At 60.3% G+C, this 12,225-nt stretch carries 12 protein-coding genes; 7 read left to right on the top strand and 5 right to left on the bottom strand.

From position 1 onward, the window contains the following. Positions 1 to 26 precede the first annotated feature (26 nt). The 3 genes from PMI22_RS27165 to aspA all read right to left on the bottom strand — a co-directional run bounded on the left by PMI22_RS27165 (position 27) and on the right by aspA (position 3,886). Positions 27 to 1,025 (bottom strand): AraC family transcriptional regulator, encoded by a 999-nt coding sequence (locus tag PMI22_RS27165; RefSeq protein ID WP_007942715.1) that lies wholly within the window; start codon positions 1,023 to 1,025, stop codon positions 27 to 29. A gap of 163 nt (positions 1,026 to 1,188) precedes the next feature. Continuing rightward, positions 1,189 to 2,193 (bottom strand): asparaginase, encoded by a 1,005-nt coding sequence (locus PMI22_RS27170; RefSeq protein ID WP_007942714.1) that lies wholly within the window; start codon positions 2,191 to 2,193, stop codon positions 1,189 to 1,191. A 268-nt stretch (positions 2,194 to 2,461) separates the two neighbouring features. Next, positions 2,462 to 3,886, bottom strand: coding sequence for an aspartate ammonia-lyase (gene aspA, locus PMI22_RS27175; RefSeq protein WP_007942711.1), 1,425 nt, complete (start codon positions 3,884 to 3,886; stop codon positions 2,462 to 2,464). Positions 3,887 to 4,066: 180 nt separating this feature from the next. On the opposite strand from aspA, the gene PMI22_RS27180 reads away from it, so the two are divergent. The 5 genes from PMI22_RS27180 (at position 4,067) to PMI22_RS27200 (ending at position 7,802) form a co-directional block, all read left to right on the top strand. Beyond that, entirely contained in the window at positions 4,067 to 4,975 is a 909-nt protein-coding gene (locus PMI22_RS27180; RefSeq protein WP_007942710.1) for a LysR substrate-binding domain-containing protein, read from the top strand. A 258-nt stretch (positions 4,976 to 5,233) separates the two neighbouring features. Beyond that, positions 5,234 to 5,725 carry a 5-(carboxyamino)imidazole ribonucleotide mutase gene (purE, locus tag PMI22_RS27185; protein ID WP_007942709.1) on the top strand — a complete coding sequence of 164 codons (492 nt, stop codon included), beginning with the start codon at positions 5,234 to 5,236 and terminating at the stop codon, positions 5,723 to 5,725. A gap of 11 nt (positions 5,726 to 5,736) precedes the next feature. Next, complete coding sequence (locus PMI22_RS27190; RefSeq protein WP_007942708.1) at positions 5,737 to 6,819, top strand: 5-(carboxyamino)imidazole ribonucleotide synthase; 1,083 nt, start codon at positions 5,737 to 5,739, stop codon at positions 6,817 to 6,819. Positions 6,820 to 6,931: 112 nt separating this feature from the next. Next, the gene (locus PMI22_RS27195) at positions 6,932 to 7,177 is read left to right on the top strand and encodes a GlsB/YeaQ/YmgE family stress response membrane protein (protein ID WP_007942707.1); all 246 of its coding nucleotides are present in this window, start codon (positions 6,932 to 6,934) and stop codon (positions 7,175 to 7,177) included. An 88-nt stretch (positions 7,178 to 7,265) separates the two neighbouring features. Then, complete coding sequence (locus tag PMI22_RS27200; protein WP_007942706.1) at positions 7,266 to 7,802, top strand: DUF3299 domain-containing protein; 537 nt, start codon at positions 7,266 to 7,268, stop codon at positions 7,800 to 7,802. Positions 7,803 to 7,935: 133 nt separating this feature from the next. Here the strand turns inward: PMI22_RS27200 and PMI22_RS27205 are convergent, their stop codons facing one another. Both PMI22_RS27205 and PMI22_RS27210 read right to left on the bottom strand, forming a co-directional pair. Continuing rightward, complete coding sequence (locus tag PMI22_RS27205; RefSeq protein ID WP_007942705.1) at positions 7,936 to 8,835, bottom strand: D-hexose-6-phosphate mutarotase; 900 nt, start codon at positions 8,833 to 8,835, stop codon at positions 7,936 to 7,938. A 57-nt stretch (positions 8,836 to 8,892) separates the two neighbouring features. Next, positions 8,893 to 9,297, bottom strand: a complete 405-nt coding sequence (locus PMI22_RS27210; RefSeq protein ID WP_007942704.1) for an acyl-CoA thioesterase — start codon at positions 9,295 to 9,297, stop codon at positions 8,893 to 8,895. 363 nt (positions 9,298 to 9,660) lie between these two features. On the opposite strand from PMI22_RS27210, the gene PMI22_RS27215 reads away from it, so the two are divergent. Next, a complete protein-coding gene (locus tag PMI22_RS27215; protein WP_007942703.1) occupies positions 9,661 to 10,959 on the top strand; it encodes an MFS transporter in 1,299 nt (432 codons plus the stop codon). Positions 10,960 to 11,201: 242 nt separating this feature from the next. Continuing rightward, positions 11,202 to 12,203 carry a phosphate ABC transporter substrate-binding protein PstS gene (locus PMI22_RS27220; RefSeq protein ID WP_007942702.1) on the top strand — a complete coding sequence of 334 codons (1,002 nt, stop codon included), beginning with the start codon at positions 11,202 to 11,204 and terminating at the stop codon, positions 12,201 to 12,203. Positions 12,204 to 12,225: the final 22 nt, after the last annotated feature.

Below are 12,225 nucleotides of genomic sequence, written 5' to 3'. Positions count from 1 at the left end.
TGCAACATAGAATCTCCCACAGGGGGTTACCGGTGGGGCCTGAACTGACTCGGCGCCACACCACTCCAGCGCACAAACGCATGCCGGAAACTCGCGGTCTCGCTGAAGCCCAGCGCCTCGGCGATCCGGTAGATCGGCGTCTGGTCTTCACAGAGCATTTGCTTGGCCTGCTCGAAACGCAGTTCATCGAGCAATTCCTGATAGCTGCACCCCGAATCCTTGAGGTGTCGACGCAAGGTCCGCGCCGAACAATTCATCTGCTCGGCCAACCCCTCAAGCCCCGGCGCTGCATTCAACTGGGCGCTGAGCAACTGCCGAATCCGCCCCAGCCACGCCTGGCGCCCGGTGAATTCGGTGTTCTGTTTGCGGCAGCGTTCGGCCATGGCCTGGTGGGTGATGACATCGGCGAGCGGCAAGGGCTGGTCCAGCCAGCGCCGGTCGAATGCAAACGCGTTGTCCCGTGCCTCGAAGTTCAGCGTGCAATCGAAGTGTTCGGCATAGGTCGCCTGATAGTCCGGCGCAGTGTGTTCGAAGCGCGCAGCAAACAGCGGTAACGGGTGACCGAGCAGGTCGTCGCAGATGACCTTCAACGACACCAGACAGAACTCGGCATTGAACACCGCCATCGCCGGACTTTCCCGGTAATCGGCGGCGACGAACCAGACACGCTCGCCGTCGTCCTCCAGGCTCAGTTCGAAAAGTGTTCCCAACAGCGCCGGATAGCGCATCGCCAGGCGCAAAGCGTCACCGAAGGTGGCACTGGTGAGCAGAGCATAGCCGAGCATGCCGTAGCACGAAACGTGCATTCGCCGGCCCAGTTCCAGGCCGATATCACGCTTGAGGGCGACGGCGTTGGCGCAGACCTGCATCTCCTGATTGGTGGTGATGCGCGTGTCCGCCCGGTTCAGATCCGCTGCACTGATCCCGCTTCCGGCGAGCAAGGCCTCGCTTGACAGGCCTTCGGCCTTGAAGGTGTTGAGTACCAGGGAAACGGCGTTGAGGGTGGTGAGGTGGGAGTGGAGCATGGGCGGTTCCAGCGGTAGGGATGACTGGAGCGCAGCAAGTTATATGCCCAATGGAGATCCTGTGGGAGCGAGCCTGCTCGCGATAGCGGTATACCTGACACATTGATTCTGGATGTGCCGACGCCTTCGCGAGCAGGCTCGCTCCCACAGGTTTTGTGGTGTGTCAGTTGAGTTCGCCGCAGAGATCGAGTTCTACGAGGCGACGCACTTCCACGGTATCCAGCCCTGCACCCAACAGCGCATGCAACTTGCCGAACGCGGCCTCACGGGTCATGCCGCCCCCCGAAAGCACACCAACGCCACGCAAGCGGCTACCTGCTTCATAAACATCCAGCTCGACGCCGCCTTCATGGCACTGCGTTATTGCAATCACCACAACACCTTTATCCCGTACCCGTTCCAGACTGGCGAGAAATTCGGGGTTGTCGCTCGGGCCTGTGCCGCTGCCGTAGCACTCCAGCACCAAGCCTTGAATGCCGCTGTCCAGCAGGCCATCCATAACGTCTGCGCCGATGCCGGGGAACAGTGGCAGCACGGCGACTTTTGCCAGTTGCTTGCTCTGTTTGTAATTCAACTGCGCCGGCACCGAAGCCGCCTTCATACCGCCGCCCTGGCGCTCCAGGCGCTTGAACGGATGACGACCGAAACTGCGCACCTTGGCGCACCGGGTCGGGTCCAGCAATTCACCGTGGAAGTACAGATGAACGCCCGGTGCCAGGCCATGGCCGAGGGCAACCAGCGCACCGCTGAGGTTTTCCCAAGCGTCGCTGTCGGTCACGCCGGCAGGCAACATGGAGCCGGTAAAACACACGCGGGCATGCAGGCCGAGCAATTGAAAGCTCATGGCTGCCGCGCTATACGCGAGGGTGTCGGTGCCGTGCAGGATCAGCACGCTGTCGCAGCCCTGCACATCCACCGCATCGACCACGGCTTCGCGCAGTTGCTGCCAATACGCCGGGGACATGTTGGCGCTGTCGATCAGCGGCGACATCTCGCGAAAACGCCACTGCGGTACGACCAGCTCAGGCTGGCTGTGCAGGTATTCACGCATCCGCGCTTCGAAACCGGACGCCGGGGCCAGGCCATGGGCGCTGGCTTGCATGCCGATGGTGCCACCGGTGTAAAGCACCATGACGTGTTGGGCGGCAGGGTAGGTCGAGGAATTCATGGGGGTTCTCCTGAGCGATGACAGCATGCGGTTGAGCATGACGCTGGTCGCACGTTGTGTCACGTCGGGCGCAGGAGATGTGTCCGGTTTTCTACCGGTCAGCGTTGCGCTGCGGGTACTTCTGGCGAAAAAAAATATAAAAAAAAAGGGCCTGGGGAATCAATCCCCAAGCCCTCAAAAGGTGAGAGGTGTCTAGTCCCTCGACCTGGTGAGCGTTGTGGCTCTCGGTGCTCTTCGTTAAAAGAGCAAGAGCCGGCGTTGCGTTCGGTTAAGCCTTCAGAGGCACCAGACGCGGAGCAATCATGTTTTCCGGGCGCAGGATGTCGGCGAGCATTTCGTCGTCGAGCAAGCCTTCTTCGCGCACCAGTTCCAGCACGCCGCGGCCGCTTTCGAGGGCGATACGCGCGATGCGGGTGGCGTTTTCATAGCCGATGTACGGGTTCAGCGCGGTGACCAGACCGATCGAGTGCTCGACCAGTTCGCGGCAGCGCTCTTCGTTGGCGGTGATGCCGACGATGCAGTGCTCGCGCAGCATGTCCATGGCGCGTTGCAGCAGGCGGATCGAGTCGAAGATCTTGAACGCGATCAGCGGCTCCATCACGTTCAGTTGCAACTGGCCGCCTTCGGCCGCGATGGTCAGGGCCAGGTCGTTACCGATGATCTGGAACGCCACCTGGTTAACGGCTTCCGGAATTACCGGGTTGACCTTGCCTGGCATGATCGAGCTGCCAGGCTGACGCGCCGGCAGGTTGATTTCGTTGATGCCGGTGCGTGGGCCGCTGGACAGCAGGCGCAGGTCGTTGCAGATCTTCGACAGTTTGACCGCGGTACGCTTGAGCATGCCGGAGAACAATACGAAGGCGCCCATGTCGGACGTGGCTTCGATCAGGTCGGCAGCCGGAACCAGCGGTTGGCCGCTGATCAGTGCCAGGCGCTGAACGGCCAGGTGCTGGTAACGCGGGTCGGCATTGATGCCGGTACCAATCGCAGTACCGCCCAGGTTCACTTCGGTGAGCAGTTCAGGTGCCAGTGTTTTCAGGCGTGCCAGGTCTTCGCCCAGGGTCGTGGCGAATGCACGGAATTCCTGGCCCAGGGTCATCGGCACGGCGTCTTGCAGCTGGGTACGACCCATCTTCAGAACGTGGCTGAATTCTTCACCTTTGGCGGCGAACGACTGGATCAGGCTGTCGAGGCTGGCCAGCAGCGCGTCGTGACCCAGCAGCAGACCCAGGCGGATCGCGGTCGGGTAGGCGTCGTTGGTCGACTGCGCCATGTTCACGTCGTTGTTCGGGTGCAGGTATTGGTATTCGCCTTTCTGGTGACCCATGGCCTCCAGCGCGATGTTGGCGATAACTTCGTTGGCATTCATGTTGGTTGAAGTGCCAGCGCCGCCTTGAATCATGTCCACCACGAACTCTTCGTGGTAATCGCCGCGGATCAGACGTGCACAGGCTTCGCTGATGGCAGCGTGCTTGGCTTCGCTCAGGTGACCCAGTTCGCGGTTGGCGTCAGCGGCGGCCTGTTTGACCATCGCCAGACCGACCACCAGCTTCGGGTAATGCGAAATCGGAACGCCCGAGAGGCGGAAGTTGTTCACCGCTCGCAGGGTCTGGATGCCGTAATACGCTTGTGCAGGTACTTCGAGTACGCCAAGCAGGTCTTTTTCTGTGCGGAAAGATGCAGCGGAGGACATGATAGAAATCATCTCGATATGGACCCGGTCTGTGCCGGAACACTGCAAATGCTAGGCTTGTAGAGAAATTTCGGCCAATGCTGTTAAACACTGGCCTATGCATATTCGGCATAATGTCGGTGTGACGCCGTGTCTGCGGCGAGCGTGCGACCTAAATTGGTGCGTGTCCGGGAGGACGTGATGAATCTGGAAAGTAAATGGCTTGAGGACTTCAGCGCCCTGGCCGCCACCCGTAGCTTCTCCCAGGCTGCGGAACGACGCTTCGTGACGCAGCCGGCCTTCAGCCGACGTATCCGTAGCCTTGAAGCCGCGCTGGGCCTGCAACTGGTCAATCGCTCGCGCACGCCGGTCGAGCTGACAGCGGCGGGGCAATTGTTTCTGGTGACAGCGCGAACCGTGGTCGAACAGCTGGGTGAAGTGCTGCGCCATCTACATCACCTGGAAGGCGGGCAGGGCGAAGTGATGCAAGTCGCCGCCGCTCACTCATTGGCACTGGGTTTCTTTCCGCGCTGGATTGCGCAATTGCGCAATGAAGGCCTGAATATTGCGACGCGTTTGGTGGCCACCAACGTCGGCGACGCAGTGCATGCCTTGCGCGAGGGCGGTTGTGATTTGATGTTGGCGTTTTACGATCCCGATGCTGCGCTGCAGATGGACCCGGAAATCTTTCCGTCCCTGCACTTGGGCCACACCGAGATGCTGCCGGTTTGCGCCGCTGATGCCGACGGAAAACCGTTGTTCGATCTGGAGGGCGAAGCCAGCGTGCCGTTGCTCGCCTACAGCGCCGGCGCGTTTCTCGGACGCTCGGTGAACATGCTGCTGCGTCAGCGTGCGCTGCGCTTTACCACCATTTACGAAACCGCCATGGCCGACAGCCTGAAAAGCATGGCGCTGGAGGGTTTGGGCATTGCCTGGGTGCCACAACTGAGCGTGCGTGCCGAACTGGCTCGCGGCGAACTGGTGGTCTGTGGCGGCCCGCAATGGCATGTGCCGCTGGAGATTCGGCTGTACCGCTGCGCGCTGGTGCGCAAGGCCAACGTGCGGTTGCTGTGGCGCAAACTTGAAGGCGGCGCCGCGCAAGGCACTTGAACACACCGCCTTCGCGAGCGGGCTCGCTCCCACAAGGGATTTGTGGTGTAGTTGGCTGACTCGCAAGTCAATAAAACCGGGACTTTGCGCCGTATGACAGATGGTCGCTACGGGGGCTGTTTATCTGTGTCATTACGGTATACTGCGCGGCCTTCGGCCGGTTCGCCCGGCCATAATTCGTACAATCAAGCCACGCATCCTGCGTGGCTTGTTGTTTTTTGACGCGCCTGCGGGCGCCCAGAGAGAAGAGGCACGACGATGAGTGCACTGGTTGGCGTGATCATGGGCTCCAAGTCCGATTGGTCCACCCTTAGCCACACCGCCGATATGCTGGAAAAGCTCGGCATCCCTTACGAGGTGAAAGTGGTCTCTGCCCACCGCACCCCGGACCTGCTGTTCCAGTACGCCGAAGAGGCGGAGGCCCGTGGCATCGAGGTGATTATCGCCGGTGCCGGTGGCGCGGCCCACTTGCCTGGCATGTGCGCGGCCAAGACCCACCTGCCGGTGCTGGGCGTGCCGGTGCAGTCGGCGATGCTTTCCGGCGTCGATTCGCTGCTGTCCATCGTGCAGATGCCGGCTGGCATCCCGGTTGCGACCCTGGCCATCGGCAAGGCTGGCGCGATCAACGCCGCGCTGCTGTCGGCGAGCATCCTGGGCGCCAAGCACCCGCAGTTCCATGACGTGCTGAAAACGTTCCGCGCTGAGCAGACAGACAGCGTGCTGGACAATCCAGACCCACGCATCGCCTGAGGTTGTTGACGATGAAGATCGGTGTAATCGGTGGCGGCCAGTTGGGTCGCATGTTGGCGCTGGCGGGCACCCCGCTGGGTATGAGTTTCGCTTTCCTGGACCCCGCGCCGGATGCTTGCGCAGCCGCATTGGGCGAACACCTGCGTGCCGATTACGGCGATCAGGACCATCTGCGTCAACTGGCCGATGAAGTCGATCTGGTGACCTTCGAGTTCGAAAGCGTCCCGGCCGAAACCGTGGCGTTTCTGTCGCAGTTCGTTCCGGTTTACCCGAGCGCCGAAGCCCTGCGCATCGCTCGTGATCGCTGGTTCGAGAAGAGCATGTTCAAGGACCTGGAAATTCCAACTCCGGCGTTCGCCGACATTCAGTCGCAAGCCGACCTGGATGCTGCAGTGGCCTCCATCGGTCTGCCGGCCGTGTTGAAAACCCGCACCCTGGGTTACGACGGCAAGGGCCAGAAAGTCCTGCGTAAACCGGAAGACGTGGTCGGCACTTTCGCCGAGCTCGGCAGCGTCGCCTGCCTGCTGGAAGGCTTCGTGCCGTTCACTGGCGAAGTGTCGCTGATCGCCGTGCGTGCTCGTGATGGTGAAACGAAGTTCTATCCGCTGGTCCACAACACTCACGACAGCGGCATCCTCAAGTTGTCCGTGGCCAGCACTGATCACCCGCTGCAAGCCTTGGCTGAAGACTATTCCAGCCGCGTGCTCAAGCAGCTGAATTATGTCGGCGTCATGGCGTTCGAGTTCTTTGAAGTCGACGGTGGCCTCAAGGCCAACGAAATCGCCCCGCGTGTGCACAACTCCGGGCACTGGACCACCGAAGGCGCCGAGTGCAGCCAGTTCGAAAACCACCTGCGGGCCGTTGCCGGTTTGCCGTTGGGTTCGACGGCCAAGGTCGGCGAAAGCGCGATGCTCAACTTCATCGGCGTTGTACCGCCGGTTGAGAAGGTGATCGCGATTGCCGATTGCCATGTGCACCACTACGGCAAGGCGTTCAAGGCCGGTCGCAAGGTCGGTCACGCCAACCTGCGCTGCGCCGACAAGGCCACGCTGGAGCAGCAGATCCTCAAGGTCGAAGCGCTCATTGCCGAATAGTTTCATGTGGCAGCGGCGGAACCATTCAGGTGCCGCCGTTCTCTGATGGCAGGATGCAGAAGTCTGACTAGGCTTTCGCTAGGACACAGCCAACCATTCAGAGGGAAATGCCATGGGAATTATCGGAACCATCTTTATCGGCTTGATCGTCGGCCTGCTGGCTCGGTTCCTGAAGCCGGGCGATGACAACATGGGCTGGATCATGACCATCCTGCTCGGTATCGGCGGTTCGCTGGCAGCCACTTACGGCGGCCAGGCTCTGGGCATCTACCATGCGGGCGAAGGCGCGGGCTTTATCGGCGCGCTGGTCGGCGCCGTGGTGTTGCTGGTGATCTACGGCCTGATCAAAAAGAACTGATCCAAAGCGACAAAGCCCCCTCTGCGCCTCACGCGGGGAGGGCTAGAATGCTCGGCGATTTATCGCCCCTCCTTTACCGAGCACCTCAATGCGCCGTCTCCTGTTGACTCTCCTTTTACTGGGCAGTGGTTTGGCCCATGCCGGCGAACTGCCGGAAACCGACTGGCTCGAACTGATGCCCAAGTCGGACCAGAAAGCCCTGGAAGCCATGCCCGAAATCGACCACAACACGCCCGAAGGCGATGGCACGTTTACCGCCAAGGGTGGCATGAAGCAGAGCAAGGGCTTGCCGGCGGTGATGTACTCGACCAAAACCGTGCCCTCGATGAACGACAAGAACATCCGTATCGGTGGGTATCCGGTGCCGCTGGAGTCCGATGCGAAGGGCCGCAGCACGCTGTTCTTCCTTGTGCCTTATCCGGGCGCCTGCATCCACGTACCGCCACCGCCGCCCAATCAACTGGTGCTGGTGCGCTATCCGAAGGGGTTGAAGCTGGATGATATCTACACGCCGCTGTGGGTGACTGGCACGCTGAAGGTCGAGACGGTCAGCAATGATCTGGCCGATGCGGCGTATGCGCTGGATGCGGCGAAAGTGCGGGTGGTGCAGGAGTCTGATCTGTAACGCGCCAGTCAGGCTGGCACAGATCAAAATGTGGGAGCGAGCCTGCTCGCGATGGCGGTGTAACAGCCAACATTGATGTTGGATGTTATGGCCTAATCGCGAGCAGGCTCGCTCCCACATTGGTTTTGTAGTGTTAGAGAGATTTGCTGGCGATGCTGACGCCCAAGGTATGGCTCGCCCCTGGCGCCAGTGTCACCACGTCATCCATCACATTCGCCGTCTCGATGCACAACATCCGCTGCCAGCCATCGTCCGCCAAATCGCTGAACGCCGCCGCACGCTCGATCCACGGGTTCCAGATGACCGCCGTGCGCGATCCGCTGCTGGTCAGCTCGATGCGCCGTTCCCACGCCGGATCGATGATGCTCAGCCTTGTCGGCGTATTGAGGTAGATGCGGTCGGTCTCGCCAGCAAAGCGCAGATCACCGGACTGAATGACGGTCTTCCAGTCATCCAGTGTCTCGATGTAGTTCAAGCCATCCAGCCCTTCAACGTGCACATTGCGCACATCGCTGACCGCGAAATAGCTGTGCAGTGCCTGGCTGAGGGTGACGGTGTCCGGGCCTTGGTTATGACTGGTCAGGCTGATATGCAGTAGCTCATCCAGACGAATGCTCAGCTTCAAGTCCACCTGATGCGGCCAGCCCGGAAAACCACCTTCGGGGTAGGGCAGGATGAACTCCACCTTCAGGCTTTCGCCCTCGGTTTCGATGCCGCCCAGCTCCCAATCCATCGCCCGGACAAAACCATGGGCGCTTGCCGCTTCGTCGCTGACACGCATCGCCTGAACGCTCTGCGGATTGCGAGCCAGATTGCCGAACCACGGCCAGCACACCGGCACGCCAGCGCGGATGCTCTTGCCGGCCTTGAACACCGCCTCGTCGTTGAGCCAGATCAGCGGCGGTTGGCCGGCCAATTGATAACTGAGGATGTGCGCACCTTGCTGGGCGACCAGCAATTCGGCCTGACCGTGGCGGATGCGCCAGCAGTTCAGTTCATCCAGTTTCACGGCTTCAACGTTGGGCGTGTTCATGGGGCAACTCTCGATCGGGAACAATGACTGCAATGGACCGTAAATCAGCCGCAGCGTTTAACGCGCGCGGGGTGGAACCGAGCGAGTACGGCCGCTGCCGTCGATGGCGACGAACACAAACACCGCTTCAGTCACTTTACGCCACTCGCTGGACAGCGGATCGTCGCTCCAGACTTCAACCATCATCTTGATTGAGCTGCGGCCGATTTCCAGGGCCTGGGTATAGAAGGAGAGCTGTGCGCCCACCGCCACTGGAACCAGAAACGCCATGCGGTCAATCGCAACGGTGGCAACGCGCCCGCCAGCGACCTTGCTGGCCATGGCGGTGCCGGCCAAATCCATCTGCGCCACCAGCCAGCCGCCGAAAATATCGCCGAAGCCGTTGGTTTCGCGAGGGAGCGCGGTGATTTGCAGGGCCAGATCGCCTTGCGGGATTGGATCTTCTTGTTCGAGCTCTATCATGCCGGGGGTGCCTCTGACCCGTGACTCTTCATTGGTACTTCAGGTGAATAGCCGCTTTCAAGAAAAACGATTCAGCCCGAACATACTACGTTCGTCACGTTTCTCGTAAGGCGCCTAAAGGGAAACTCTGCGAAATCGACTGGTAGAGCCAGCAGCGTCTTCGCACAGCAACCCTTTCAAACCGCTGCAATATCGCGAGTATATCGGTCGGTAGACTCCGAGACGACCGTCCGGTTCTCATTTTGACCGTCAAAAACGCACCTCTATGTGCTTTTTCGAACAATTTGCTATCGTGCCGGACCTGCCCAAGCCTCCGCCAGCGTTGTTGGGGTTGCAGATCCGCCTATAAGAGAAGCCCTTGCCATGACCACAGCGCCCTCGAGCATCGCGCAGCCGACCCAACCCGCACGTCCGTTGACCCGCAGCGATTACAAGACTTTATCGCTGTCTGCCCTGGGCGGCGCGCTGGAGTTTTACGACTTCATCATCTTCGTGTTCTTCGCCACGGTGGTGGGAAAACTGTTCTTCCCGGCGGATATGCCCGAGTGGCTACGTCTCATGCAGACCTTCGGCATTTTCGCCGCCGGTTACCTGGCCCGGCCGTTGGGTGGCATCGTCATGGCGCACTTCGGTGACCTGCTGGGGCGCAAGAAGATGTTCACCCTGAGCATTTTCATGATGGCAGTACCGACCCTGATCATGGGTTTGCTGCCGACCTATGCGCAGATCGGCATGTGGGCGCCGATTCTGTTGCTGCTGATGCGAGTGATTCAAGGCGCGGCGATTGGCGGTGAAGTGCCGGGCGCGTGGGTCTTCGTTTCCGAACACGTCCCGCAACGGCATATCGGCTACGCCTGCGGCACCCTGACCAGCGGACTGACGGCGGGCATCTTGTTGGGCTCGCTTGTGGCCACGGCGATCAACAGTCTTTATACCCCGGTGGAAGTGTCCGATTACGCCTGGCGGATCCCGTTCCTGCTGGGTGGTGTGTTCGGTCTGTTCTCGGTCTACCTGCGCCGCTGGCTGCACGAAACCCCGGTGTTCGCCGAACTGCAACTGCGCAAGGCCCTGGCCGAAGAAGTGCCGCTGCGCGCCGTATTGCGCGACCATCGCGGGGCGATCCTGATTTCCATGCTGCTGACTTGGTTGCTCTCCGCCGGCATCATCGTGGTCATCCTGATGACCCCGACCGTGTTGCAGACCGTTTACCACTTCGCGCCAACCACTGCGTTGCAGGCCAACAGCGTGGCGATCGTATTCCTGAGCCTTGGGTGCGTGGCGTCCGGTGCTTTGGCTGACCGCTTTGGTGCGGGTCGAGTGTTTGTGTTTGGCAGTGCCGCGTTGCTGCTGAGTTCCTGGACGTTCTATCACAGCCTGTTCAATCACCCGGACTGGCTGTTTCCGATGTACGCCCTGACCGGTTTGCTGGTGGGCACTATCGGCGCGGTGCCGTACGTGATGGTCAAAGCCTTCCCGGCGGTGGTGCGCTTTAGCGGGCTGTCGTTCTCCTACAACCTGGCCTACGCGATTTTCGGTGGTTTGACGCCGATGGTGGTGACGCTGCTGCTGAAGGAGAGCCCGATGGGGCCTGCCTATTATGTGGCGATCATTTGCGGGGTCGGGATTGTGGTGGGTGGGTATCTTTGGAAGAAGGGGCGTTAAGCCCGATTCTTCATCACTGATCGTTCCCACGCTCCGCGTGGGAATGCATCCCCTGACGCTCCGCGTCACATTTCAAAGCTGACGCAGAGCGTCCATGGCGGCATTCCCACGCAGAGCGTGGGAACGATCTGTTGCCGAATACTGGCCCTTCATCCAATTGTCATATTTCAGCCATAGAGTGTTCACACGGCCTGCTGATACTTGGCCCCGACTTAACACACCCTATCTGCTAGGAGTAAGGCATGAAACTGAAGCGTTTGATGGCGGCAATGACTTTTGTCGCTGCTGGCGTTGCGACTGCCAACGCGTTCGCCGCTGTTGACCCTGCTATCCCGAGCTACACCAAGACCACTGGTGTGTCGGGCAACCTGTCCAGCGTCGGCTCCGATACCCTGGCTAACCTCATGACTCTCTGGGCTGAGAACTACAAAAAAGAATACCCGAACGTAAACATCCAGATTCAGGCCGCCGGCTCCGCCACCGCGCCACCTGCGCTGACTGAAGGCACCTCTAACCTGGGCCCGATGAGCCGCAAGATGAAGGACACCGAACTGGCTGCCTTCGAGCAGAAGTACGGCTACAAGCCAACCGCTATCCCGGTTGCCGTGGATGCCCTGGCTGTCTTCGTACACAAAGACAACCCGATCCAGCACCTGACCATGGAACAAGTCGACGCGATCTTCTCGTCCACTCGTCTGTGCGGCGCTAAAACCGACGTGAAAACCTGGGGCGACCTGGGTGTGACCGGTGATCTGGCCAACAAGCCGGTTCAACTGTTCGGTCGTAACTCGGTGTCCGGCACCTACGGCTACTTCAAAGAAGAAGCCCTGTGCAAAGGCGACTACAAGCCAAACGTGAACGAACAACCTGGTTCGGCTTCGGTCGTGCAGTCGATCAGCTCCTCGCTGAACGGCATCGGTTACTCGGGCATCGGCTACAAAACCGCTAGCGTGAAGACAGTGGCTCTGGCCAAGAAAGGCAGCACTGACTTCATCGAAGACACCGAAGAAAACGCACTGAACGGCAAATACCCGCTGTCGCGTTTCCTCTACGTCTATGTCAACAAAGCCCCGAACAAGCCTCTGGCCCCGCTGGAAGCCGAGTTCGTGAAACTGATTCTGTCCAAACAGGGTCAGGAAGTTGTTGTGAAAGACGGCTACATCCCGCTGCCGGCCAAAGTTGCTGCCAAAGCACTGGCTGACCTGGGTCTGCAGGAAGGCGGCCCTGAAGTCGCAAAAAAGTAAAACCCTGAGTCCGGGGTAAACC

The sequence above is a fragment of the Pseudomonas sp. GM21 genome, assembly GCF_000282215.1.
Taxonomy (GTDB): domain Bacteria; phylum Pseudomonadota; class Gammaproteobacteria; order Pseudomonadales; family Pseudomonadaceae; genus Aquipseudomonas.
The sequence above is the reverse complement of the archived record's forward strand: the minus strand, read 5'-3'. Positions and strand labels throughout refer to the sequence as shown.